The following is a 24,628-nucleotide window of genomic DNA, read 5'->3' as shown; positions in this document are numbered from 1 at the left end:
TCAGGTGGCCATTACAGCAGCAAGCTCCCGATTGGGAACATCAGCTTTTACTGACGCGCCTAGAGTTGAATTACGTCAGAATCCGAGCAGGGAAGACTTGGAGATGGTGATTCGTGCCGTCTATCGTCAGCTGCTAGGTAACGACTATTTGATGAAGTCTGAGCGCCTCAAGAGTGCAGAATCCCTGCTGTGTGACGGGAAGAGTAGCGTGCAAGATTTTGTGCGCAGCGTCGCCAAATCGGAGTTGTACAAATCCAAGTTTTTCTACAAAAGTTTCCAAACACGGGTAATCGAACTTAACTATAAACATTTGTTGGGTCGGGCTCCCTACGATGAAGCCGAAGTGGTTTATCACCTAGACTTGTACGAAACCCAAGGATACGAAGCCGACATTGATTCCTATATCGATTCTCCAGAATATCAAGAGAACTTTGGCGAAAACATAGTACCTTACTATCGGGGTTTTAGTACTCAAAGAGGTCAGAAAACCGTCGGATTTAGCCGCATGTTTCGGCTCTACCGGGGCTATGCCAATAGTGATAATTCCCAACTTGAAGGTAATAGCTCTCGCCTTGCCAGTGAATTAGGTCGTAACAACGCTTCCCCCGTTGTTGGTCCTTCTGGTGGTAATGGAGGCTGGGCATACCGTCCTTCTCAACAAGGCGTCACTCCTAGTACTGGTTTCGGAGGAGTAATCAACGTAGGACAAGCTGGTAGAAGCTTCCGTGTCGAGGTTTCTGGCATTTCTCAACCTGGTTATCCTCGCGTGCGTCGCAGCAGCAGAGCCTTCATTGTTCCTTATGAAGAACTCTCTAGCCAGATGCAAAGATTTCAACGCCAAGGCGGTAAAATCGCCAGCATTACCCCCGTGTAGTGCACCTAGCTACCATACCAATCTGAAGTTTTTGAGGCAAGAAGGTGTGGCAGTGAGTTTATCAATTAGCATTTACTAGTCACTGATTATCCATTACCAAGAAGCATATGTTGGGTCAAGTTTTAGGTGGAAGAACTGGCAGCAGCCCTTCTGGAAGTCGCTACTTTCGTTATGAAGTTGCCGGTTTGAGTCAAAGCGGAGAAACCGAAAGCATGGACTACCCGATTCGCTCGAGTGGCAACGCGTTTATCACAGTGCCCTACAATAGAATGAATCAAGAAATGCAGCGGATTACTCGCATGGGTGGCAAAATCGTTAACATTGAACCCTTAAACTAAGGCGCTTAATCAGGAAGCTGATTAGCAAGACACTGATGCAGGAGTTCAGTAATCAGAATTTTGACCCATTATCACCAGCAGCCACAACTACTGGTGATAATGGGTCTTTAACTATCGAGCAGGCAATTGCCAATTTACAAGGTCAAGACAAAGGGCTTCGTTACTACGCAGCTTGGTGGCTAGGTAAGTTCCGTGTCCGTGAACCAGCAGCAATTGAAGCCTTAATTACAGCCCTAGACGATCAGGATAACCGAACAGAATCAGGGGGATACCCCTTGCGTAGGAATGCCGCAAGGGCACTGGGCAAACTAGGTGATTGCCGAGTCATACCAGCGTTGATTAATTGCTTAGACTGCTCAGATTTCTACGTTCGAGAAGCCGCTGCCCAATCATTGGGGATGTTGGGCGACTCATCCTGTGTACCAAAGCTGATGCAACTCTTAGAAGGAGGCTTAGCAGCAGCCATGCCAATACCAGGATGCCCCCACTTAGCGCAACCTTACAATGCGACAATTGAAGCGTTAGGCTCTCTTGGTGCCACCTCAGCAATTCCTCTGATTGAACCATTCTTAGAACATCCAAACGAGCTGGAACAGTATGCCGCAGCACGAGCAATGTACCAGCTAACTCAAAACCCTGTTTATGGCGATCGCTTAGTTAAAGCTTTAGCAGGTAAACAATTACAACTGCGACGGGCAGCGCTTTCCGATTTGGGGGCAATCGGCTACTTACCAGCGGCAGAAGCAATTTCCCAGACATTGGCAGAAAATAGTCTTAAGTTGATTTCTCTTAAAGGAATTCTGGAGCATCAACTCAAAAAACATTCTCTAGAGTCGGACTCCATACCTGAGGCTGCCATTGCGGTGATGAACTTAATGGATGACTTGCTCTAAAGTGTTAGGTAGGAAGTGTAGAACAGCAGCTTTTGTGAATCTTCTAAACCTTCAACCTACAATCTTCAAGCTTGATGACCGACACTAATCTTGCTACAGAACTAATCCAAGCCGTTGAGCAGGCAGATTCTGCACCTGCTTTACTCAAAGCGGTAGAAACCTTAGCAGACTCACGTTCAGAGGCGGGCATTCCTACCTTGATTGCTGCCCTTAGCTACAACAATCCAGGTGCAGCAGTAGCAGCCGTAGAGGGTTTAGTGCAATTAGGAGAAGCTGCGGTGTTACCATTGCTTAACCTAATTGACGACTACAACTACGGAGGTAGAGCTTGGGCAATTCGGGCATTAGCAGGAATTGGCGATCCCAGAGCAATAGAAACACTCTTAGAAGCAGCAGAAACCGACTTTGCGATGAGCGTGCGTCGAGCAGCGGTCAAAGGCTTAGGCTATTTACACTGGTCGAAAATGTCAGCACAAGAGGTGCCAGCAGCTCAAGCCAGAGTACTCAAAAGCCTATCGGCTACTTGTAAAGATCACGAATGGGTAGTTCGTTATGCCTCTGTTGCGGCATTACAAGCACTAGCAAACTCAATGGTTCTTACTCAGCCAGACTTATTTTCCCAGATAACAGACCATCTTGAAGAAGTAGCCACGACAGAAGCAGATTTAACAGTTCGCAGCCGCTCTCAACTGGCATTAGAGCAACTTCAACGGGATAAAGTAGCAAAGCTCTCATCAGCATTAAGGTAAAGCTGAGAGTTATAGCCACTCTGTGGCTTGAGGTGTAGTACAAGTGAGCAATTTTCCCTGAGAGATCACATAGCGAACTGTCGCACGACGGCGAATCGCCTCATAGCAGTCGCTAGCATCTAAAACAATCAGATTCGCTGGTTTACCCACTGCAACACCATAGTTGTCCTCTAAATGCAGCGTTTTTGCTCCGTTTTGCGTCACCATCTCGTAGCAGGCATCAATTTCGTGTCTCCCCGTCATTTGACAGACATGGACTCCCATCGAGGCTACATCCAGCATGTTACCTGTTCCGAGACTATACCAGGGGTCTTGGATACAGTCATGGCCAAAACTGACATTTAATCCTTGTTGCCAAAGTTCTTTAACCCTAGTCACACCCCGGCGTTTGGGATAGGTATCAGTGCGTCCTTGCAGAGTGATATTAATTAAGGGATTGGCAATGAAATTAATTTGCGACTGCTGTAGAAACCCCATCAATTTGTAAGCGTAGGCGTTGTTGTAAGCAGCAAAAGCCGTTGTATGACTAGCGGTTACTCTTGACCCCAAGCCAGTGCGAATTGCGCAAGCGGCAACAACTTCCAGAAATCGCGATTGGTCATCATCGATTTCATCACAGTGGATATCAATTAGGCAGTCATACTGTTGTGCCAATTCAAAGATGCGATGTACTGAACGCACACCATCTTCACGAGTTAGTTCGTAATGAGGTATGCCACCGACAACATCTGCACCTAACTTAATCGCTTTTTCTAGTAGTGTTTCATTTTCCGGTTTTGAGTAGATACCATCTTGAGGAAAGGCTACTACCTGTAAGGTAATCCAGTCTTTGACTTCTTCTCTAACTTCCAAAAGAGCTTGCAGAGCAATAAGTTGTGGTTCGCTAACATCAGCATGAGTACGTACTAATAACACACCCTGAGCTGCCTGTTGTTTAAGAGTAGCAATAGCACGTTTTTTAACATCATCTATAGTGAGATTTTGTTTGCGCTCTCCCCAAATTTGGATGCCCTCAAATAAAGTACCACTTTCATTCCAACGTGGTTCACCAGCAGTTAGCGCTGAGTCTAAATGGATATGAGATTCGACAAAAGGAGGAGATACTAATTGCCCTTGCGCGTCAAGTTCTTGTTTTGCTGATGCCTCCAACTTGGGAGCAATGTCAGCAATTTGACCATCTTTGATGCCGATATCAACTACTTCATCTCTGGAAGTTAGTCCAAGTAATTTGCCACGACGGATGAGTAAATCGTAAGTAATAATTGACATAAAAATCCCAAAGATAGCGCTAAACTCAAGCTAATCGCTGGTCAAAACCAGCACTCTCGTAGACAAAAATAGAGGAATAAATGCATATCCGAGAAGCTCTAAAGTCAGATTTAGATGATGTATTATCAGTAGAACGTGCAGCGTTTGGTCATGAGCAAGAGGCTGATTTGGTGAGGGAGCTTTTAGAGGATCCTAGTGCAAATCCTCTTGTATCTTTGCTGGCTTTTAAAGATGATCGAGCTGTGGGACATATTCTGTTTACAACAGCACGTCTCACCAATAATCAAAACACGGCATCGCTGGCGATTTTAGCTCCCCTGGCAGTAGTACCTGAGGCTCAAAAGCAAGGAATTGGTGGTAAGCTAATCGAAAGAGGATTACAGCTTTTGTCTACATCAGGAGTCGATCTAGTATTCGTACTCGGACATCCAGAATACTATCGACGGCATGGCTTCAAACCAGCAGCTAGTCTCGGATTTGAGACACCATATCCTATTCCAGAGAAACAGGTAGATGCATGGATGGTTCAGGCTCTTCGTCCAGATATAATTGGCTCTGTTCGGGGAAAGATCATTTGTGCTGATGCGCTAAATAAGCCTGAATATTGGTAAGAGTAGTGAAGTATACAATGCAAATTGAGCCTTTACATTTCATCTTTACTAGTAAATGAGTCAGTTAACAGGAGCATTGGGTAGCAGTTTGGTTACACACTAATACTTTCTTTTTTAGTTAAACACATAGCTATCCCCTTTTCGTAGTAGGCTGCTTCATTGATAAATACTGGCCAAACCGTCTCTGTTTCTTCATAGTAAATAGTTTTACCTTCGAGGGTGAGAAACATCGGGTCACCAGGATTAAGTTCTTCATAGTCTCTATTCTGAAGTTGGGGATGAATCATACCTTCAATTTCTCCTGCTGCATTCTTGGGATAATCTACAACCTTTAAATGCTGATAAAGAGTTAGAGTACTATTTTTATTTTGAATTTGACCCTGATTCAATTTTTCAAGATAATCCAAGACTTGATAAACTAAACCTTCGGTTTGCTGAAAAATCTCAGCATGCAGGACGCCGTTAGGAATTGGGCCAACTTCGATCACAAACCCATGTTTGCAAAGAGAGTTGAGGAAATTATTCTCTCTACCCGGTTCAGTCCAGCTATAAACTCTTACTAAAGGATTAATCGCACTCAAATAAGCAGCTAGTTTTAGATTAAAGGGATTGTTGTCAACTAAGATGATGCTCAGCTTCATCTTAGCGGTAGTGCTGTGCAAATCTAAAACCAAATCAACTTGAGGATTGCCTTTTGGGCCGAGAGTTTCTGTGATGATTTTCGCTCTAGCTTCTTCTCTGGTAGAAAGTTCGGAGTTTTGCAGATCACTGTCAGCAAAGCAGCGATTTAAGTCTTTATCAAGATATCTTCTTACAGCTTTAAAAGCCTGGGGATTGGCAAATAGTGTCAGGGTTTCAAAACTATTTCTTTTAATTAACTCAGGAAAATCATCAAATTTTTTGACTAGATATGCACCAGTAAATTCATTGCCGTGGGTTCCGCCCACAATCGCCACTCGATTAATTTTTTCCATGATCATCACCCTGACTTCTTTTAATCCTTTCTCTAGAAAAAGTAGGCTTAATTTCGGTGGTTTAACGTAGTGTCAAGCTAACTTAATACTATTAAGACCTTCTGATATTAAAGCAACACCAATCCTGACGTTTCCAGAGTGCTGCGATAACCCAGTCATGTTCTTCCAGGGTGTCCGCAATTGGTTTAACCTGCTCTAATAAAATACCGCTAAGAATTCCCCAGGTTTGAGGCTGCGCGATCGCACTCATGGCTGGAATTAAATCAATAATTACCTCAGCTAGAATATTACAAACAATACCGTCAACTGGTTTACCTTCAGTTAGCTTGGGGAGTAAATCAATACTCCCCTGCTCGACGAATAAGCACTCAGCACTAATCTGATTGAGATCACGGTTGTTGCGAGCGGAGTACACTGCTAGGGGATCAACATCTACAGCGTAAACTTTTTTAGCTCCTAAGAGTACAGCACCGATAGAGAGAATCCCGGAACCACAACCAATATCAGCTACGACAGCATGACTATTACTGTCACTGATACGCATTTCCAAAGCCTCGAGACATAGCTGAGTTGTCTGGTGGTTCCCGGTTCCAAAAGCCACTCCAGGATCAAGACGTAAAATTAGACGCTCCGGTGACTCAGGTACTGTTAACCAAGCAGGATAGACTAAAAAGCGATCGCCAATTTCCTGGGGTTGCCAGTGATCCTTCCAGCCACTAGCCCAGTCTTCCTCATCAATTAAGTGCCACCTCGTTGCTGGCACTGGTAACCCTACAGTTAGAGCATCCTGACGTAACCAGAGAGAAAGGGCAGCTAAATCCAGCAACTGTGCCTGAATTTGGGGCAGGTAAGCGCGCAAGAGTTGAGAGTGTCCTTTTGCCTCACTTGACATGCCCCGGCAGCCAAACTTTTCCAGTCGCCAGAAGATTAAGTCCTCTAAGGCTGGATCACAGAGAATTTCAATTTCCCACCAGCTTTTTGCCATACCAGTTGTTAGTTTTGAGTTGTTAGTTTGTAGTTGTTAGCCATTAGCAATTAGTGATTAGCAATTATTTACGGTTAATCCGGATAACAGCTAGCAGCTAATAGCCTTCTCACAACTAACAACCAACAACTAACAACTACAAAGTTACTGTGTAAGCATCCCGAATACCGGGAACCTTTGTAATTTCCGTCAAAATTCCCTCCGGTAGGGGGTCATCAATACTCAGTACCATAACAGCATCACCACGCACAATTTTACGTCCGACCTGCATACTGGCGATGTTGACGTTAAAACTACCCAGCAAAGAACCGATTTTACCAATAATTCCCGGCATATCGCGATGCAAGGTAAAGAGCATGTAGTGACTGGGGGGAACATTAATCGGAAACTCATCAATGCTAGTGATATGGATTTCACCATCACCCAACAAAGCCCCCGTCACAGAATGCTCACCTAAGGAACCGGTTGCTGATAGGTGTAGAGAGCCTGAGTAATCTCTAACCGAAGCATCGCGCGTTTCGATAACCCGAATCCCTCGCTCTTTTGCCTCAATAGTAGCATTAACATAGTTAACACGTTCTCGCAATGCTTGGGAAAGTAAACCTTTGAGAGATGCTACGACTAAGGGCTGACTATCGTTAGTGGCTAACTCACCCTGTAAACGGACATTCAACCAATCAATCCGCCCTCCTGCCAACTGACTAACCAACTTTCCCAGGGTTTCACCCAACTGCATGTAGGGTTTGAGCTTTTCCAGGACATTCGGCGATAGTCCAGGAATATTCACTGCTGAGCGTGCTGATAAGCCCAAGAGTACGTCGCGAATTTGCTCAGCGACATCAATGGCAACATTGACTTGCGCTTCTGCTGTAGAGGCTCCTAGGTGGGGAGTAAGAATCACTTCCTTGCCAAGCGATCGCAAAGAAGATTCTCCCAACGGTTCTGCCTCAAAAACATCTAAGGCGGCACCAGCAATCTTACCGGCTTGCAATGCCTGGGCTAGTGCCTCTTCATCAATAATGCCGCCTCGAGCACAGTTAACGATGCGGGCAGTCGGCTTCATTTTATCTAAAGCCGCTGTGTCAATCATATGAGTTGTTTGGTCTGTTTTCGGCATGTGCAGGGTGATATAGTCCGATTCCTGCAATAGCAAATCTAGCTCGACGAGGCGACAGCCTAACTGATCAGCCCGTTCTAGGGAAATAAACGGATCATAAGCTAGCAACTTCATCCCCATTGCCCTGGCTACGCTAGCTACATGAGAGCCAATCTTCCCTAAGCCAACTACGCCCAGAGTTTTCTTATAAACTTCTGTACCGATAAAGCTCTTACGATCCCATTGATCATTTTTTACCGACTGATTTGCATCAGGAATGTGACGAGACAGAGAGAGCATCATCGCCAGTGCATGTTCTGCCGCAGCAATAGTATTTCCTTCAGGAGAGTTAACTACTAAAATCCCCTGACGGGTAGCTGCTGCCACATCAACGTTATCAACGCCAACACCAGCACGTCCAATAATTTTGAGTTGCTTGCCCGCCTCAATGATTTCTTTGGTAACACGAGTACCAGAGCGAATCATAATGGCATCATATTCTGGGATAATTTCGACAAGCTCATCGTGAGATAAATTGGTTTTGATGTCAACCTGAGCCACTTGGGAGAGAATATCAATTCCGGCTTGAGCGATCGAATCGGAGACGAGAACCTTAGACATGAGCTGCAAGAGGGGTTGTGAAGTGGGCTACGCAAAGCGCGCCCCGCTATTCTAATAACTGATTAGATATCCAATCAAGGAGTGTCCTAACAACAAAATGAGCAATAACCCTCAAATGCCTTGGTCTACTCCGTTCAAGGTATAGTATCGAAACTATTAGTTTAGCTAAATCTGAGCAATGAACTACCTAATTGCTGTACTGCGCGACCGTATTGAAGCAGAACAAGCTTACACCAGCCTCGAAAAAGAAGGTTTACCCATGGCTCAAGTTACTATTCTGGGTAGAGGATATCAAAGCGCCGACGAATTTGGTTTAATTGACCCTAACTTACAGGCGAAACAGCAAATTCAGCGAATGGCATACTGGCTGATTCCCTTTGGCTTTGCTGCAGGTTATGCCTTCAATTGGCAAACGGGGATCGACGTATTTCCTTGGGCAGGCAGTTTGGGTAACCATATCATTGGTGGTGTATTCGGTGCGATCGCTGCGGCAATGGGTAGCTTTTTTGTTGGCGGCGGTGTTGGCTTAGGTTTAGGCAGTGGTGATGCGTTACCTTACCGTAACCGTCTCAATCAAGGTCAATATCTGATTGTGGTCAAAGGTTCCGAGGCTTTAACTCGACAAGCTACCCGCATTCTTCGCCCCTTTGCTCCAGAGAACCTGCAAGGCTATTTCCAGGCGGAGAATGTTTAGAATTTTACGATTATTTGTTCTTGACTAATAACTAACAACTAACATGCTGCCGAGGGAAGAACTTTTAAAAGGTGTCGAAAATCGAGAAGATGTTGCCCGTGTTATTGATCAAGCTGAACAGGCAATCAAGACTTGGGAAGTGGTTTTAACAGATTTTCTCTCCCCCCCAGTACTAGTAGAAATCCAGCAGCGGTTTGGGCGATTAACAGAAGTACAAATCTTAGCTTGGGGGGGGTATTTGCAGGCGGAACGAAAACGTTTGGCAATCGCTCGTGCTGAATTACCCCTTGAACAATCTCAAGTAGAGATAGCCGCCTTAGATATTGCTGGTAATTTTCTCTTTGACACTGCTACCCATCGAGACTTTTTGGGAGCGATGCTAGGAACAGGTTTAGTGCGAGAAAAAACTGGTGACGTTATTGTCTTAGGAGAACGAGGCGCTCAGGCAATTGTTGTTCCAGAAATGGTAGAGTTTCTTGAGACTAGCTTAACTCAAGTGCGCTCTGTACCCGTAACTACTCGCCGCCTGGATTTAAGTGAACTCAAGATTCGGGAACCTAAGAAAAAAGAGATGACTACAGTAGAGGCATCAATGCGCTTAGATGCGATCGCTTCTGCTGGTTTTGGCACTTCTCGCAGCAAAATGGCTGAGATGATTAACGCTGGGGATGTGCGAGTTAATTGGAAAGAAATTAGCCAAGCTAGTCATAGCGTCCAATCAGGAGATTTAATTGCTGTTCGTGGTAAAGGTAGACTAGAAATTGGGGAAGTGAATGTCACGAAAAAAGAACGATACCGCATTCAATTAACTAAGTTTAGTTAATTGGCATTGATGGCAACGGAAAATAGTCGTTAGTTGTGAAAAACCTGCCTTGGGGGGACTTCTTCCCAAACCCCCTCTCAAAGGATTGATCGGTTGAGATGAATTTTCTTAATGCGAGCTTCCCTGGCAACTTATAGCTGTTATATTGAGTCTACCTAGGGGAATACTGGAATTTAGTATCTATCTTACTTAGTATCTTCCATGCGGCGTCTCAATAATCGTGCTTTTCAGATCCTCTCTCAAGAGCTTAAAAAATGCTCTACTGATAATGATCCACTCAGTAGAGCAGAGCTACAAATTGTCCAGAAGCGATTAGAAAAACTGCGCCTTGAAGAAGGTTCACCAGCATCTGGGGAAGAACTGCGGGAGATGGTAGTCGATATATTCCCTAATTTTAGTGAGCAAGTCCTCAAGGAAGCAGCAACCGCCAACCAACCGCCGGGATTATGGAGCAAACTTAAATGGGCAGCCGTAATCGTAACTAGTTCTGCCGGAACACTCTGGTTACTTAATTTACCTTACCCGATGATTCGCTGGCCAGTGGCTAAAGCTGCCCCGATTCTATTACTGCCCAGCTATGTAAGCATGGATTACAACTATCGGCAAGCAATCATTAATGTTGAGCAGGCAGATCAGCTAGTCAACCAACCCACCAGCCCAGCCGACTTTGAAATTGGCTTGGAAAGAGTAAAACAAGCACAAAAACATCTCGATGCTCTTCCCGTCTGGTTTTTGGGCTACTGGCCTAAATATACCTTCTGGTTTGGGTGGCAGTTTACTGTAGATGAGTTTAAATCTGCCCGTGCTACTGTGGGACGAATGGAAGCTCAGTTGTTTCAAGAAAATAATGCTTACACTCAGCTAACTCAAGCAGAACAAGCGATTAAAACCGCAAAGCAACAATATCAACAAGCACAGACAACAGAAGAACGAGAACAAGCGATCGCTACATGGCAAACGTCCCTCGATCAGATTGAGCTAGTTCCTCAAGAAACTCTAGCAGGGCAAACCGCACGCACTCAACTCTCAGCCTACCAGCGCGATTTTCAGCAAGTAGCTAGTCTAGCTGCAGCTAAAGAATTTGCCCTACAGGCAGAAAAAGCTGCTCAGAAACTCCCTAAAACTACGGCTGAGTGGCAACAAGTAGCTAATTTGTGGCAAGAAGCCATTAGTCAGCTTAAGCAAATTCCTCGACAAGATCCTAGTTACTTAGAAGCACAAAAGTTGTTTGCAACATACCAAAGTAAGCTGGAAAATGTGCAAGGTCAACAAGCAAATGTTGTGGGTACTCGCACTGCTAACTTAATTCAATCTGCCCAAAGTTTTGCCTGGGAAGCAGCTAAAGCTGGACAAAATCCACCTCATGCTGAGGAAAAGTGGCAACAAATCGAACAATTATGGCAACAGTCACTAGAACGTCTAGAAGATATTCAACCGGAAGACTCTGGTTACCCGGAAGCACAAAAGTTACTAGCAAAATACCAAACTAACTTGGGTCAAATACAGAGTTTAAGACAAGCTGAGGCAAATTCTGTTAAAGCTTTTGAACAGGCACAAAGCGAAATTCAAAGTTTGCTAGCTTCCATTTCTACTGATGCTAACTCTTTTAATCCAAATCTGATAATCAGTCAGCTACAGGGAATCATTAATCAACTAGAAAAGGTGCAAACAGGCACAACAGTTTATCCTAAAGCTCAAGAATTATTGTTATCAGCCCAAAACAAACTTAAGCAGATTCAGTCTCAAAAATAAGACCAAATTTTAATCGAATTATTAGTAAATGGAGAAGAAAGCAAGTCCTGTCAGACTCTAGAGACGGGGTTGCTCTGACAAAATATTGTTGATCAGCTTAGCAGCCCAAAAAGCATCAAATTTAGTTGCTAAAACTCAAAATTAGTTAATTTATGTTAAGAAGTCCCCAATAAATTGACTACCTCTAGAAGAAGAGCCGTCTCTTATTTTTGTAAGATAAATTGTAAAAAAGAGAGATCAACACTAGCGATTTAGCCCAGAATCCTTGGCTGCAAAATGATTCCTCAAGGGGATCCTAAGTAACTGAAGCGATCACTTATTACAAAAAGATAAGTGTTCAGACACCAGAGCTACGAGATTACTTCGATAATGTCTAAATAATACTAAAAATCCTAAGACTAATGATTAAGATGACTTCAGTGCTGGCAGATTTACTGCAAGCAATGCCTCAATTACAACTGCAGGTATATTTCAAGTCTTCCTTAATAGCACTATCCCATGCCATAGAAGATCAGGTTCTGGCTGGCTCAACGCAGCCTTTGGTGATTGCTTGTTTCCAAAAAGAGCGCTTTTACCTCCAAGAAGTCCATCGATATCAGCGAATTGCCGAAAAGACATCACAAGTCTACTTGCTGGCAGCACCAGAAAAAGACTTCCACAATAGCTCAGAGCGTTATGAAACTATCGCCCTAATGCCAGAAGATGGTCTGAGTCAAGAGTGGAATTTGGTAGTAATTGGGCAAAATTACGCTAATTGTCTGATTTGTCGGGAAGAAACTCTCCCTTCACCGGAGAATCCAGATGCAGAGGAAGGTGACCAATCCCGCCGCTTTGAGGGAATCTGGTCTTTCGACCGGGAAATATGTCAAAAAGCTGCCGAGTTAATCTTGAATCGTGTTACAGCTTATCGTCCCGAACTAGCAGCTAAAATTTTGGAGGCGAAATCCCAGTTTCTCAAAGACTCATCTTCAGACAGTTCTGAGTTAAATCAAGGTTCTGTCAATACCGAGGCTTTCGTCCAGCGTCTGGTGAATTACTTACAGGCAGGTCAGTATAAATTACTCAAAGCCTATCGCTCAATTGCTTCCCAAGAACAAAAAGAGCGTCTAGTCAACTCGATCACTAGCGCGATTCGGCGATCTCTCAACCCAGAGGAATTTCTCGCCGTCACTGTTCAGGAATTAGGGCTTGCCCTTGGTTGGTCACGGTGTATGATTTATCGCTGTAAGGCAACTGATCGGCAAGCCACGATCAACCATGAGTTTTTGAACACAGAGGCAGATGCAGCTAGCTTGACGTCCCTACAGGGGCAAACCTGGCCTCTAGGAGAAATTTGTCTGTTTCGAGAAGTTGTCGAGCGTCAGGAACCTGTTTTTGTAGAAGACACTCAAGCCGACTCTCGAATTAACAACACCAACTTAAACAATCTGGTGCAACAATTTGGTCTACGCTCTTGGCTAATCTTGCCAGTACTTTATCAGGGTCGTTTGTTGGGCATGATCGAGTTGCATCATTGTGGAGCAAAGCCTTTGCGTTGTCACAAGAGTGAACTGACAATGCTTGAGGCGATCGCTACTCAAGTTGGCGTTTCCCTGATGCAAGCTGAAGCCTATGCTCACCTAGAAGAATTGAACCAGCAATTAGCCGCCCTTGACCGTACCCGTAGCAATTTAATTGCGATCACAGGCCATGAACTACGGACTCCCCTCTCCACCATACAAATCTGTCTGGAAAGTCTGGCAACTGAACCCAATATGTCTCTGGAGTTGCGTCAAGTGATGCTCAACACTGCTCTAGGCGACGCTGAACGGCTGCGAAAACTAGTTCAAGATTTTTTAACTCTTTCGCGCTTAGAAGGTGGTAATGTCCAATGGTATCCTGAAGCCCTCTCCCTGCAAGAATGCATCGACTTTGCCTTAAGTAATATCTGTGCTCATCGCTCAGAGAGCGAGCGACCCTCAATTACTACCCAAGTTCCCGATAACCTACCCTTAGTCCGAGCAGATGGCGAGTGGTTTGTCGAAATCCTCACTAAACTTCTAGACAATGCCTGCAAATTTACCGAACCCCAAGGGCAAATCACCCTGAAAATCGAAAGTCGGGGCGGTTCTATGCTCGAAGTTACGGTAACAGATACTGGTAGAGGTATTGAGCCTAACCGTTTAAAAGAAGTCTTTGACCGCTTCTATCAAGAAGAGGGTGCCTTACGGCGCACTGCTGGCGGTACTGGTCTAGGGTTGGCAATTTGTCGCCAGATTGTTAAGGGTTGGGGTGGTCAAATTTGGGCAGACTCCGCCGGAAAAAACCAGGGTTCTCAGTTCCACTTTACTATTCCTATTATCTCCCAGTCTTCAGAGTCAAAACCATCAACTACCAAGGGCAAAGATGCCACAAGCAACTTGCAGGGGTCTAGCAGATCAGGCGGCTTATTCGGCTAAATGCCACAAACCTGCTTCCTGTAAGTGCGGAAAACTATCAAACTATTACAATTGTTGACGGATTGCTAAGACAAGCGTAGCCTCGGTGATAGCATGCCCTAAAAGCTCTATATAAGGTTGAGAAAAGAGAGTATGGCAGAATCCCTTACCGGAAAAGCTCCTATGTTTGGTGGCAGCACCGGCGGCTTGCTCACCAAGGCAAAGGTGGAAGAAAAATACGCAATTACCTGGACTGGCCCAAAACAGCAAGTGTTTGAAATGCCTACTGGTGGCGCTGCTACCATGAACGAAGGCGAAAATCTACTGTATTTAGCTCGTAAGGAGCAGTGTCTGGCATTAGGAATGCAGCTACGGCGCTATAAAATCAACGACTACAAAATCTACCGGATTTACCCCAACGGTGAAACCGAGTATCTGCATCCTAAAGATGGTGTCTTCCCTGAAAAAGTCAACGAAGGTCGTCCCTATGTCGGTAAGATAGACCGCAAAATTGGCGAGAACCCAGCACCAGCTACAATCAAGTTTAGCGGTAAAGCACCTTACGACGTTTAGAAGTCGGCTATTTGCATAACGGGCGTCGCACTTTTAGTGCGTAGGTTGTAGGTCAATTTGGGTTGAAGGTTGCAAGTTAACAGGTTGCAGGTTAGGAAGAGTTCTCTTAAACCTTCAACCTTTAGGCCTGCAACCTTCAGCCTTCAAGCATCTTTCACGAAAAGTATGATTTCTCCAGATTTCTCCCAGTTTTTGACCCTGACGAAACAAGGTAATTTTGTGCCAGTTTACCAAGAGTGGGTGGCAGACTTGGAGACACCAGTATCTGCCTGGTACAAAGTCTGTGCTGGTCAACCTTACAGTTTCCTGCTGGAATCAGTGGAGGGAGGGGAGAGTGTCGGACGCTACAGTTTTTTGGGGTGTGACCCCTTGTGGGTCTTATCTAATAAGGGTGAGCTTACTACTCAGACTTATCGGGATGCCTCAATCGAGGTGTTTGAGGGCGACCCCTTTGAAGTCTTGGCTAATTGTCTGAAACCTTACCAACCTGTTAAATTACCGCAACTGCCGCCAGGGATTGGCGGGTTGTTTGGCTTTTGGGGTTATGAACTAATTCGTTGGATAGAGCCTCGTGTCCCGGTTTACCCCGCAACCGAGAATGACTTGCCCGATGGAGTATGGATGCAAGTGGACAACCTGATTGTCTTTGATCAGGTGAAGCGGAAAATTTGGGCGATCGCTTATGCTGATTTGCGGGATGCCAATGTTGATGTCGAGCAAGCTTATCAACAAGCCTGTGAGCGCGTGCGCTCTCTGGTGGGCAAACTACAGTTACCTTTGTCAGCCACAGACACGATTTTAGAATGGACATCCCCCGATAGTACAACTCAAGAACTGGTCTACACCAGCAATACCCAAGCCTCACAGTTCTGTGCCAATGTTAAACAAGCTCAAGACTATATTCGCGCCGGGGATATCTTTCAGGTTGTCATCTCCCAACGCCTCTCTGCCGAGTACACTGGTAATCCCTTTGCTTTATACCGCTCCCTGCGCCTGATTAATCCTTCGCCTTACATGGCCTATTTCAACTTTGGGGATTGGCAAATTATTGGTTCTAGTCCAGAAGTTATGGTCAAGGCAACAGCATCACCTCAAGGCGGAATGGAGGCAACGGTGCGACCAATTGCTGGAACTCGACGCCGGGGTAAAACAGCTAAGGAGGATGAACTCCTGGCTCAGGATTTACTTCAAGACCCGAAGGAAGTTGCTGAGCATGTCATGCTGGTAGATCTGGGTCGAAATGACTTAGGTCGTGCCTCTACAAAAGGTACGGTGAGGGTTGATCAACTGATGGTGATTGAACGTTACTCCCACGTCATGCACATTGTCAGCAATGTGGTTGGTGAACTCGAAGAGGGAAAAACTGCTTGGGATTTACTCAAAGCCTGTTTCCCTGCTGGTACAGTCAGTGGTGCACCCAAAATTCGGGCGATGGAAATAATTCACGAACTAGAACCAGAACGTCGCGGGCCTTACTCTGGTGCCTATGGTTGGTATGATTTTGAGGGTCAGTTCAATAGTGCAATCGCTATTCGCACCATGGTTGTTCGTTTTCAGGAATCCGGCAAGCAGATTGTTTCAGTCCAAGCAGGTGCTGGCTTGGTTGCCGATTCTAACCCAGAACAAGAATACGAAGAAACCCTCAATAAAGCCAGAGGACTATTAGAAGCCATCCGTTGTTTGGGTAGTTAGGAAAATTACCTACAAGGTTGAATGTTCTATCCTGTCGCCTCTAGTCAATTGGTGACAACATCCGGGTCTGGTTTAGCTATAGGGGATTTCATGATCACCGCTTCATAAGGCACAATACCTACATTTTCACTATTAATAGAACGGGCTGCCTCCCGTGATAAATCTAGATTTCTGCCGTCGATGTAAGGACCGCGGTCATTAATCCTGACAATCACAGTCTCACCGTTCCTCAGGTTTCTCACCTTGAGATAGGTGCCAAACGGTAATGAAAGGTGAGCCGCTGTAAAATCATTCTGATTGTAGGTTTCTCCAGTTGCAGTGATTCGTCCATGAAAATAAGGGCCGTACCAGGAAGCCACTCCCTGAACTGTTTTTTGCGTTTCGACCAAGTTATACATCCGCTTCTGGGCTTCTACTAACTCCAAAGGCGCTTTACCCATAGCAACCCGTAGATTATTCGCCCACTCAATAGCCAGTATTTTTTGGTTATTTTCTAAATCTCTTGCCAGAGTACGGTCAACTTTGAAAAGCAAGCGTTTGCCTAGTTTGACTACTGGTAGCCCATCCATGATGGCAGGTTCGATATCTGAGCTATTCCCATGAAGATAGGACGGTTCAAGGAATAGTTTTTTGAGACTTTCAGCTATCACAGTAGCTTGCTGCTGGTGGGGCAATTGCGCAATCAAATGTCCCTTGAGCCAAACTTGAAAGTATTCTCCTTGGGAATCTGTTTGGGCAGCGAGAGCCCGTGCTTTTAGTAGTTGCGAGTACCACCAAAAGCCTAGCTTGACAAAACCTTCCTCAAATTTTGGTTTTTCTCCAACTCTTTCCCAAGAGCGGGTACTGATAACGACGACTGACTCAGGAGGTGCTTTTTTAGCTGGTTCAACTGGCTGAGGTTTTGACCAAAAGTTGCGCACCATATTAAAAAGCCGGCGATAGAGCTTTGTTTCGTCATTGGTTTTGTAAACAGGCGAAGCAGTCTGTTGCCAATCCGATGAGGATGATGCTGTTAAAGCCGATGACACAGACTCTCGTTTTGGCTTTGAGTCTAAACGGTAAACATTGTACTGCACTTGATCAAGGCTAAGGCGTGAGGAAGAAAGTAAAGCCCTAGTGACTTGCTGGTGTCGAACCGAGAAGTTACCTGTATCAAACTCAAAAGTTAGATTATGGAGAGCAGCAACAGATAAGGGATAAGACTGAATGTCTGAGTAAGTTTGTTGAGGAAAGACCTTAGGAGGTGGCAATTCAATTGGGTTACTGACCAGCGAGAAAACTTTTGCTGGTAAAGCACTGGCTAGGTGTTCAGGTACTTTTAAGATAACCTGGCCGGATGCAAGTAAACAGCTAACCCAGGAAGTTACCCAAATAATTCCGAAAAATGGCATGAGTAGTGAACTTTTGAAGTGTGATGCACTCTTACTAAGCGACAGTAGTACAGTATACTCTCTGGGGGTTCAATAGATCTCTCTCGGGAGTGATCCCTGCAAAATCAACAGATAGGAAGTTGCCGTTGAATCGCTTATTTTTGAAGTTCAAAGAAAAGGATTTAACTCTCATTCAGTTATATCGTTATTCGGCTATGTTAGCTTTAACCCAAATACAGAGCTTAATCTGTTTTCCTGGTAGTGTAACATTCCAGAGCTACTTCAGCACATTTTTTTTACTAGACTCTTAACTTTGGGGATCACAATAATTGTTAGCAGTTTGCTGGCTGATAAGTGCCGCCAAATATGGGTTACAAGGTGTTGTTGATATTTTTTTAACAAGAGATAAGTCAAAATGAAAGCACTTACTTTTTATATTGTTGATGTTTTTGCTGTCGGTAAATATACGGGCAATCAGTTGGCTGTATTCACTGATGCTAGCGGTATTGGTGAAAGTGATATGCAAAGAATTGCCAAAGAAATAAATTATTCAGAAACTACTTTTATGACTTCTCTAGATATTAAAAATGGAGGCTATGATGTCCGCATTTTTAGTCCAAACAAAGAACTACCATTCGCCGGTCATCCAACATTAGGAACTGCCTACATTATTCAACAATTTATTATTCAAAAACCTGTCGATACAGTTAAAATAAATTTACAAGTAGGACAAATTCCTGTATCATGGCGTGGTATTGAAAATACAGGCGAAGTCTTATGGATGCGTCAAAATCTACCTACTTTCCATAAGAAACTAGCGGCTACAGACCTCTTGCCAGTATTGAGCTTAAACCAAGAGGAGATTGATCCTCGCTTTCCTATTCAAGAAGTTTCTACAGGTATTCCCTTTATCATTGTTCCTTTAAAGACACAGGCCTCTTTAAAGCGAATCAGCATCAACAGAGAAAAATACTTTGAGTTGGTAGAGAAAACCCAAGCCAAAGAAATCCTCGTATTTTGTCCAGAAACCTACGCTGCGGAAAATGACCTCAGTGTTCGAGTATTTGCTGAGTGTCTAGGTATTCCAGAAGATCCGGCTACTGGTAGTGCTAATGGTTGTTTAGCTGGATATCTGGCGGAATATTCCTACTTTGGCGAAAAGTTCGTCGATATCCGTGTCGAACAAGGATATGAAATTGGTAGACCTTCCCTACTATTGCTCAAAGCAGAGAAAAACGGAGACGCCATTGAAGTATCGGTGGGCGGTAAGGTAGTGATGGTGGCAAAAGGAGAATTTGTATAGAAAATTGGTGATGGCAAATAGAAAATAGCAAATTGAACTGTACACCTCAGTATCTGGCTTATAGCCTCAATTAACCATTCCTTCCCTTTGCCCTGCGGCCATGCTTCCCTTCGGGACGCTTCGCGAACGCAAACAATCGAGGCCTGCCCTTGAACGGAGTGAAGGGACAAGTTTCAATTAACTCTGAACCCGCGAAGCAACAATTAACCATTTAACCCTTCCCACTTAAAAGAACTTTGCGATCGCTTCTTGGTAAAGTTAACTCAGAACTACTGCACAGGCACTAACAGTACCTTGGAGTTAAAAGAACGTCTCCACACACATCTAACTCAAATAGTGCGCGATCGTGACCCCTATTTGGCAACAGGCGGGCATTTCTTCGTACAGCAATACATCCGCCAGCAGCTAGAACAGTGGGGGACAGTAGAAACTCATGAGTTCCTTGTGCAGAGTAAAACCCATCAGAATTTGATACTAAATCTGCCCTCCGTAGAGTTGGGTAGACAAGGGAAATCTAACCCGATTCTGATCGGTGCACATTATGACGCCGTGCCAGGAACGCCGGGGGCAGATGATAATGCTACTGGTGTTGCCGTGTTATTAGAATTAGCAAGAGCATTAGCCGCTGAACCAGCAAGATATCCAGTCCGACTAGTCGCCTTTGATATGGAAGAGTATGGCTTACTGGGTAGCAAGCAGTATGCAGCCGACTTGCGGCAACAAGGACAAGCTTTGCGTTTAATGCTTTCTTTAGAAATGCTGGGCTATTGCGACCCTTCTCCTGGTTCACAACGTTATCCAGCAGGATTGCAATACTTTTACCCCAATCGCGGCAATTTTATTGGTTTAATTGGCAACTTACCCACAATTCCCGATTTAATCCGCCTCCATCGCAGCATTCGTCAAGGCAAAACCCCCTGTCAATGGTTACCTGTACCTAACAGAGGGCTAGTTGTTCCTCAAACGCGATTGAGTGACCACTCACCTTTTTGGGATCAGGGTTACCCAGCGCTGATGGTAACAGACACTTCTTTTATGCGAAATCCCCATTACCATCGGTCTAGCGATTGCCTTGATACCCTTGATTTAGATTTTCTCACTGGTGTCTGTCGCGGCTTAATTACTGGCCTTGGCAATTTATAACCGTGACGCTGCTCAAGTTTTCAGCTAAACCATTGCGTATACCTTGGCTTCCCAGGGGAAAATGGGCTCTCTACCAGCTTGGGGGGCACTGATAGGTCGATCCTGCGTTACTTCCCACCATTGCTTATCAGGAGGTAGGCTAGGCCAGTTAGGTACTAGGTACTCGGCATCACCAGGAGAACCGTAGTCAGAAAAATTGGCAACCACAACTACTATCTGCTCTCCGTAGCCTCGCTTCCAGACAATAACCCGCTTGCCTTCGTTAAAATCGGCATGAATAAAATCAGTTTCATTAACTGCCAAAGCCTGAGATGTTTTCCGCCAACGAACCAGTCTGGCAACATAATCAAAGATTTCTCGACGCCATGCATCTTTTAATCGTTCGTAATTAACTGGGTCAACTTGTTTATCTTCGACTTCCTCTGGTGAGAGGTCATGCTTGTCAGCAAATTCTTCACCAGCAAAGATCATCGGGATTCCGACAGCTGTCAGCAAGCAAACAAAGGCAAGTTTGACGTACTTTTCTTTATAAGCAATGCCATTACTATCAAGGTAGTTGTAAAGCCGTTCGTTACCAAAGCCCTCAACGTCGTGAGAAGTTAGGTAATTGATGGCTTGAGTACCATCTGTAAAGCCTAAAAAGCGACAATCAATTAGCTTCCGTACACTCCACTCAAAGCTAGAGTCGCCCTGGGCATTTTTGCCTAAAATGACTTGCCGCAGGATGTGCTTAAATTTTTCGTTCCACAGACCATCTAAGCAATTTTGATGGACAAGAGCCAGTGGTACACTCAGTTCCTCTCCCACCACGAGGAAGTGGTCATCTGTCCCTTCTCTTTTTTGCCAAAGCGATCGCGCATAATCTTTAAGTTCCTGCAAAAAGTCGTAGTTGGCAATGTTATTAACACTATCGAGTCGTAGACCATCAACTCGGTAGTATTCCATCCAGTGAGCAATGTGGGCTTTCATATACTCGCGGGCGGGAACAAACCACGACTTTTCCCCTGTAAGCGGGTGATAGCCTTCAACCCAGTAGTTGTACTTAAATAAATCTCCTCCGAAGCCTTCTCTAGAACCTTGTTCTGGATCGCCACTGCCGTATTTAATGTAGAAATCTGAAAAATTCACATGGCGGTAGGAATTGCTCCGGGAAAAAGCCATCACGGCATCATAAAAAAAGCGTAGTCCCTGTTGGTGGCACGCTTTGACTAAATCTACTAAATCAGTAGAAGCCGTTGGTGCCGACTGCTCATCTGGGCATCCTAAGTGGAAATCTGCGGCAAAATAATTAGCTGTACCATAGCCCCATTTCAGGTTATCATCACTATCGGCTGGAGGCAGCAGTTCTAGGGCGTTAACCCCTAACTCAACTAAGTGAGCCTGACCTTTTTCTAAAGCTTTAACTTGCGGGAAATCTGGGGCAACTGCCTCTGAATTCAACAAAGACATGACATCACGAAAGGTGCCAGTGCCGATTTCCTTGTTTCCTTCAGAAGTAATCCGAGTCCAGCGAGTGGGCAATTCGTAAATAACTAGCTGGTTATTTTTGGGCAGGCTATCTGGGGATACATCCCCTTCCCAGTTAGCAGTTTGCCCTTGTGGATCGCAGGGAACCAACTGACCACTTTGATAGAGCACAACACTAGCATGGGCTTTCTCACTCGCCTGATCCTGCTCGGAGAGTACCGGAGCCTGGAAACGTCGATCCACTGTCCAAGCCGTAGGATCAGTGCAGTAGATCACCTGATTATTGCTACTGTATGCGTTGGTATCCTGGAGTTTGAACCAGTAGGAGTAAACTTGTCCGTCCGTCAGATTACAGTCAGTAGCTGGCACCTCCCATAACTCAGGAAACTGCTCTGACGGTTTGAGTTCGATTTCTCGGAAGTTTTCCCATAAGTCTGAGCTTTGGGGTTGAATAATGCCGATGTAAAGGGCTGGCTGAGGTTGAGTGACTCCCGGACGCCACAAAACAAAGTGAGTTTTTTTACGAGTTAATAGATTACTAATCACACTATTGAGTATCCTGGCACAACAAATTGGATATTAATTTCATTTGAGTTGCTTCGTTTATAGCCTGGTTGTTAATCAGTTGTCAGTAGTCAGCTGTGATTGTGTTGTTCTTGCCAGACTGATGCAACTATAGGTTTCAGATGCTGGAGTATTTGATATAAAGCTTGCTATCTCAAGGAAAATCTACCTATTTTTTTAGTGATACTAAGATTAAAAGCCGCCACTTCCAGGTTTTGAGATTGGCAAGAGATTGTAAATTTTTGTATGGAAAAACTTTTAGACAATAATGATTCTAAGTCCTAAAATGGCAATTCCTCATCGTCAAGTTCTTGAATTGATAGTCGCCAGACGTCGGTTATTTCTTCTTCTATTGGCAGTTGCTCAATCGCCTCTCCCAGTTGTTTCTGGAGTTCTTTAGTTAATGTCACTGGTAGTTCTAATTCAATATCCAACGCTTGAGTTACCTTAGCTAGTTGGTCAAAGGCAACTTTTTTCGTGGATCGCTTTGAGCTAGAAAGGCGGAAGCCTGCTGTTTCTGAAACTCCTTGGGCCTGCATTGCGGTTTTAATTCGGTCTTTGAGATAGGCTATTTCTGTATCCAACTGCTTCCATTGATGCTCAAGTTGCCGATACCTGATAGTCAACGCAGCGATATCTTCTGTGGTCGGCTCTGACTCACTTAGTTGGGTCAGTTGTAGTAGCCGATAATGAACTAAAGCTACGTAAACCGGATCCATTTTGGCATAGTGTAGTTGCTTTGCGGTTAGGGGACGCCACCCCCAATCTCCACCTTGCTCGCTTTTATCAACTGGTGGTAAATGGCATAATTGTTCGGCTAAGGTTTTAAGTTTGTAATTAGGCAGTGGCACTAGATAGTAAGGAATTTTTTTTGCCATTTCCAAAGTACAGGTCACATTCTTAGTTTGGCGTTTCCCTCCTAAAAACTTAAGATCATAGCTAGCATTATGGAATACCTTTTCAATAGCGCAATTGCGCATAATTTTAGCAATGAATTCGTCGGCTAATTTTGGCTGATCTAAGACATCCAAAATTGAGACATACTGGCTTAGGCTTTCTAGAGAAGATTTGCTATTGACTAAATTAGAATTATCAAGTACTTGGATTAGAGATAATCTCGGATTACTGGTTTGGTAATCTGCTACCTCTACGTCAACCCAGAGGATTTTTGCTTGACTATACTGAGCAATTAGTGCCTGAATTTCTTTAGAGTCAGTATAATACTGCATGCTAGTTTTAGAATAATTGGGCGAATTTATTTTAAATTAACATGATCTAACTTATTGTTAAAATCTTCTGGAGTGGATTGCTCAGTGGGACTTAGATAAATCAAATCTTCAATATTGCGCCGCATTGTGGCACAAATTGCATCTAAGGGTAGATCATTAGAATCATGACCAAAAGGGTCTTCAATTTCGAGAGCAATTTCTTCTATACCAAATAAGGTAAAACTAATTAAAGCGACAATTTGCCCAGTTAACCAACCCAGTTCTGCGACAATTTGAAAGGGCAAAAACAAGCAGTATAGTAACAGTAGTTGTTTAAGATGAATAGCATAGGCTAAGGGGATGGGGCTTTTCAAAATACGTTCGCACCCTCCTAAGTTATCTACTAAGTTATTGAGTAATCCCTGAATTTTGGTTAATTGATAAGTGTTGAGAGCATGGCGACGAGATTTCTGTTGAAGATAGTCCCCAATCCATAAAGCTATTTCTAATGGAGGGTGATTGATCATCTTTAGCTTGAAATAGTAATTCGAGGACATTAATCCCTGTAACTCAGTATTGATTGGTTCTGCTCTTAAATGCAATTTGGTCGCAACGGCAAAAGCAACTAATAGTCGCAGAGCCGCAATTTTACTATCTCGATCTTTTGGTTCAAGTTCTGCAACAGCTACCCAGATTTGCCATGGCAGATTACGAGTATTATTGACTAAATTTCCCCAACACTTACGACCCTTCCAAAAACGATCGTAGGCAGTATTTGTGCGAAATACTAATAATAAACCCAAAACAAGACTAGGAATAACAGCTCTAAACATTGGTTGAGAGATAGGTAAAGTAAAAACGTGAGCTGTCGAAATCACCAGACCAAATAAGCCACACAAGATAACTCGATTAAAAATTGAAGGAATAACTGAACCCTTTAATCTTAAAGCTAATCTAAACCAACGCTTTTTTTAGTTTAATCATGATTTGAACCCTGACTTACAAGAACTATTTGTTCTGAAAATTGCTGCTTGATATCTGTGAAAAGCACTACCATGATAATCTAGATAAAGTCAAATTAAGTTAAGCTTAAATATTAATGAATTAGCTGTTTTTCCTCTCAATAATTTGAGTGAAATCAACTAGTATTAAGTTAGCTAGTAACCGTTCTGAAGATCCATGAGCCTTAGCTGCTAACTACGATCGAAAGAA

Annotated in this window: 20 protein-coding genes and 1 pseudogene; 13 read left to right on the top strand and 8 right to left on the bottom strand. The window is 44.2% G+C overall.

Annotated features, from left to right (window positions below; all coding sequences use genetic code 11):
- The first annotated feature begins 4 nt into the window (after positions 1 to 4).
- The 4 genes from ACT7WV_RS24770 to ACT7WV_RS24755 all read left to right on the top strand — a co-directional run bounded on the left by ACT7WV_RS24770 (position 5) and on the right by ACT7WV_RS24755 (position 2,854).
- Positions 5 to 874, top strand: a complete 870-nt coding sequence (locus ACT7WV_RS24770) for a phycobilisome rod-core linker polypeptide (RefSeq protein ID WP_445105425.1) — start codon at positions 5 to 7, stop codon at positions 872 to 874.
- 107 nt (positions 875 to 981) lie between these two features.
- On the top strand, positions 982 to 1,212 hold the full coding sequence (locus ACT7WV_RS24765; protein ID WP_445105424.1) for a phycobilisome linker polypeptide: 231 nt from the start codon (positions 982 to 984) through the stop codon (positions 1,210 to 1,212).
- Between the two features lie 35 nt (positions 1,213 to 1,247).
- The gene (locus ACT7WV_RS24760) at positions 1,248 to 2,105 is read left to right on the top strand and encodes a HEAT repeat domain-containing protein (protein WP_445105423.1); all 858 of its coding nucleotides are present in this window, start codon (positions 1,248 to 1,250) and stop codon (positions 2,103 to 2,105) included.
- Positions 2,106 to 2,179: 74 nt separating this feature from the next.
- Positions 2,180 to 2,854: a HEAT repeat domain-containing protein gene (locus tag ACT7WV_RS24755; RefSeq protein WP_445105422.1), complete on the top strand. Its 675-nt coding sequence runs from the start codon at positions 2,180 to 2,182 to the stop codon at positions 2,852 to 2,854.
- Positions 2,855 to 2,863: 9 nt separating this feature from the next.
- Here the strand turns inward: ACT7WV_RS24755 and codA are convergent, their stop codons facing one another.
- Positions 2,864 to 4,123: a cytosine deaminase gene (gene codA, locus ACT7WV_RS24750; RefSeq protein ID WP_445105421.1), complete on the bottom strand. Its 1,260-nt coding sequence runs from the start codon at positions 4,121 to 4,123 to the stop codon at positions 2,864 to 2,866.
- Between the two features lie 80 nt (positions 4,124 to 4,203).
- On the opposite strand from codA, the gene ACT7WV_RS24745 reads away from it, so the two are divergent.
- Positions 4,204 to 4,734: a GNAT family N-acetyltransferase gene (locus tag ACT7WV_RS24745; RefSeq protein ID WP_445105420.1), complete on the top strand. Its 531-nt coding sequence runs from the start codon at positions 4,204 to 4,206 to the stop codon at positions 4,732 to 4,734.
- 92 nt (positions 4,735 to 4,826) lie between these two features.
- On the opposite strand, the gene ACT7WV_RS24740 is transcribed toward ACT7WV_RS24745, so the two are convergent.
- From ACT7WV_RS24740 to serA, 3 genes are all read right to left on the bottom strand, one after another.
- On the bottom strand, positions 4,827 to 5,708 hold the full coding sequence (locus tag ACT7WV_RS24740; RefSeq protein WP_445105419.1) for an aspartoacylase: 882 nt from the start codon (positions 5,706 to 5,708) through the stop codon (positions 4,827 to 4,829).
- A gap of 91 nt (positions 5,709 to 5,799) precedes the next feature.
- Positions 5,800 to 6,693: a 50S ribosomal protein L11 methyltransferase gene (gene prmA / locus ACT7WV_RS24735; RefSeq protein ID WP_445105418.1), complete on the bottom strand. Its 894-nt coding sequence runs from the start codon at positions 6,691 to 6,693 to the stop codon at positions 5,800 to 5,802.
- Between the two features lie 136 nt (positions 6,694 to 6,829).
- Positions 6,830 to 8,410 carry a phosphoglycerate dehydrogenase gene (gene serA, locus ACT7WV_RS24730; RefSeq protein WP_445105417.1) on the bottom strand — a complete coding sequence of 527 codons (1,581 nt, stop codon included), beginning with the start codon at positions 8,408 to 8,410 and terminating at the stop codon, positions 6,830 to 6,832.
- Between the two features lie 178 nt (positions 8,411 to 8,588).
- On the opposite strand from serA, the gene ACT7WV_RS24725 reads away from it, so the two are divergent.
- From ACT7WV_RS24725 to trpE, 6 genes are all read left to right on the top strand, one after another.
- The gene (locus tag ACT7WV_RS24725) at positions 8,589 to 9,104 is read left to right on the top strand and encodes a hypothetical protein (RefSeq protein ID WP_445105416.1); all 516 of its coding nucleotides are present in this window, start codon (positions 8,589 to 8,591) and stop codon (positions 9,102 to 9,104) included.
- Positions 9,105 to 9,147: 43 nt separating this feature from the next.
- Positions 9,148 to 9,927: a photosystem II S4 domain protein gene (locus ACT7WV_RS24720; protein ID WP_445105415.1), complete on the top strand. Its 780-nt coding sequence runs from the start codon at positions 9,148 to 9,150 to the stop codon at positions 9,925 to 9,927.
- A gap of 201 nt (positions 9,928 to 10,128) precedes the next feature.
- Entirely contained in the window at positions 10,129 to 11,679 is a 1,551-nt protein-coding gene (locus ACT7WV_RS24715; protein ID WP_445105414.1) for a tetratricopeptide repeat protein, read from the top strand.
- 401 nt (positions 11,680 to 12,080) lie between these two features.
- On the top strand, positions 12,081 to 14,117 hold the full coding sequence (locus ACT7WV_RS24710) for a DICT sensory domain-containing protein (protein WP_445105413.1): 2,037 nt from the start codon (positions 12,081 to 12,083) through the stop codon (positions 14,115 to 14,117).
- 132 nt (positions 14,118 to 14,249) lie between these two features.
- The gene (gene psaD, locus ACT7WV_RS24705; protein WP_445105412.1) at positions 14,250 to 14,669 is read left to right on the top strand and encodes a photosystem I reaction center subunit II PsaD; all 420 of its coding nucleotides are present in this window, start codon (positions 14,250 to 14,252) and stop codon (positions 14,667 to 14,669) included.
- A gap of 165 nt (positions 14,670 to 14,834) precedes the next feature.
- On the top strand, positions 14,835 to 16,361 hold the full coding sequence (gene trpE, locus ACT7WV_RS24700; protein ID WP_445105411.1) for an anthranilate synthase component I: 1,527 nt from the start codon (positions 14,835 to 14,837) through the stop codon (positions 16,359 to 16,361).
- Between the two features lie 44 nt (positions 16,362 to 16,405).
- On the opposite strand, the gene ACT7WV_RS24695 is transcribed toward trpE, so the two are convergent.
- Positions 16,406 to 17,752, bottom strand: coding sequence for a septal ring lytic transglycosylase RlpA family protein (locus ACT7WV_RS24695; RefSeq protein WP_445105410.1), 1,347 nt, complete (start codon positions 17,750 to 17,752; stop codon positions 16,406 to 16,408).
- Positions 17,753 to 18,146: 394 nt separating this feature from the next.
- Between ACT7WV_RS24695 and ACT7WV_RS24690 the strand changes: the two genes are divergently transcribed.
- Together ACT7WV_RS24690 and ACT7WV_RS24685 are read left to right on the top strand one after the other, a co-directional pair.
- Entirely contained in the window at positions 18,147 to 19,034 is an 888-nt protein-coding gene (locus ACT7WV_RS24690; RefSeq protein WP_445105409.1) for a PhzF family phenazine biosynthesis protein, read from the top strand.
- A gap of 294 nt (positions 19,035 to 19,328) precedes the next feature.
- On the top strand, positions 19,329 to 20,177 hold the full coding sequence (locus ACT7WV_RS24685; RefSeq protein WP_463424298.1) for a M20/M25/M40 family metallo-hydrolase: 849 nt from the start codon (positions 19,329 to 19,331) through the stop codon (positions 20,175 to 20,177).
- A gap of 24 nt (positions 20,178 to 20,201) precedes the next feature.
- Here the strand turns inward: ACT7WV_RS24685 and ACT7WV_RS24680 are convergent, their stop codons facing one another.
- The 3 genes and pseudogenes from ACT7WV_RS24680 to ACT7WV_RS24670 form a co-directional block, all read right to left on the bottom strand.
- Positions 20,202 to 22,190 carry an alpha-amylase family glycosyl hydrolase gene (locus ACT7WV_RS24680; protein ID WP_445105407.1) on the bottom strand — a complete coding sequence of 663 codons (1,989 nt, stop codon included), beginning with the start codon at positions 22,188 to 22,190 and terminating at the stop codon, positions 20,202 to 20,204.
- 299 nt (positions 22,191 to 22,489) lie between these two features.
- Positions 22,490 to 23,437 (bottom strand): ribonuclease D, encoded by a 948-nt coding sequence (locus ACT7WV_RS24675; RefSeq protein WP_445105406.1) that lies wholly within the window; start codon positions 23,435 to 23,437, stop codon positions 22,490 to 22,492.
- Positions 23,438 to 23,463: 26 nt separating this feature from the next.
- Positions 23,464 to 24,387: pseudogene (locus ACT7WV_RS24670) on the bottom strand (bestrophin family protein); the annotation flags it as partial.
- Between the last annotated feature and the right edge of the window lie 241 nt (positions 24,388 to 24,628).

This window comes from Symploca atlantica LB2515 (genome assembly GCF_052546295.1).
Note: the sequence above shows the minus strand (reverse complement) of the source record. Positions and strands in the feature narration are given on the sequence as shown.

Coding starts and splice junctions, on each gene's coding strand:
- ACT7WV_RS24765 (WP_445105424.1), top strand. CDS start 982: ATGTTGGGTCAAGTTTTAGGTGGAAGAACTGGCAGCAGCCCTTCTGGA.
- ACT7WV_RS24760 (WP_445105423.1), top strand. CDS start 1,248: ATGCAGGAGTTCAGTAATCAGAATTTTGACCCATTATCACCAGCAGCC.
- ACT7WV_RS24755 (WP_445105422.1), top strand. CDS start 2,180: ATGACCGACACTAATCTTGCTACAGAACTAATCCAAGCCGTTGAGCAG.
- codA (WP_445105421.1), bottom strand. CDS start 4,123: ATGTCAATTATTACTTACGATTTACTCATCCGTCGTGGCAAATTACTT.
- ACT7WV_RS24745 (WP_445105420.1), top strand. CDS start 4,204: ATGCATATCCGAGAAGCTCTAAAGTCAGATTTAGATGATGTATTATCA.
- ACT7WV_RS24740 (WP_445105419.1), bottom strand. CDS start 5,708: ATGGAAAAAATTAATCGAGTGGCGATTGTGGGCGGAACCCACGGCAAT.
- prmA (WP_445105418.1), bottom strand. CDS start 6,693: ATGGCAAAAAGCTGGTGGGAAATTGAAATTCTCTGTGATCCAGCCTTA.
- serA (WP_445105417.1), bottom strand. CDS start 8,410: ATGTCTAAGGTTCTCGTCTCCGATTCGATCGCTCAAGCCGGAATTGAT.
- ACT7WV_RS24725 (WP_445105416.1), top strand. CDS start 8,589: ATGAACTACCTAATTGCTGTACTGCGCGACCGTATTGAAGCAGAACAA.
- ACT7WV_RS24720 (WP_445105415.1), top strand. CDS start 9,148: ATGCTGCCGAGGGAAGAACTTTTAAAAGGTGTCGAAAATCGAGAAGAT.
- ACT7WV_RS24715 (WP_445105414.1), top strand. CDS start 10,129: ATGCGGCGTCTCAATAATCGTGCTTTTCAGATCCTCTCTCAAGAGCTT.
- ACT7WV_RS24710 (WP_445105413.1), top strand. CDS start 12,081: ATGATTAAGATGACTTCAGTGCTGGCAGATTTACTGCAAGCAATGCCT.
- psaD (WP_445105412.1), top strand. CDS start 14,250: ATGGCAGAATCCCTTACCGGAAAAGCTCCTATGTTTGGTGGCAGCACC.
- trpE (WP_445105411.1), top strand. CDS start 14,835: ATGATTTCTCCAGATTTCTCCCAGTTTTTGACCCTGACGAAACAAGGT.
- ACT7WV_RS24695 (WP_445105410.1), bottom strand. CDS start 17,752: ATGCCATTTTTCGGAATTATTTGGGTAACTTCCTGGGTTAGCTGTTTA.
- ACT7WV_RS24690 (WP_445105409.1), top strand. CDS start 18,147: ATGAAAGCACTTACTTTTTATATTGTTGATGTTTTTGCTGTCGGTAAA.
- ACT7WV_RS24675 (WP_445105406.1), bottom strand. CDS start 23,437: ATGCAGTATTATACTGACTCTAAAGAAATTCAGGCACTAATTGCTCAG.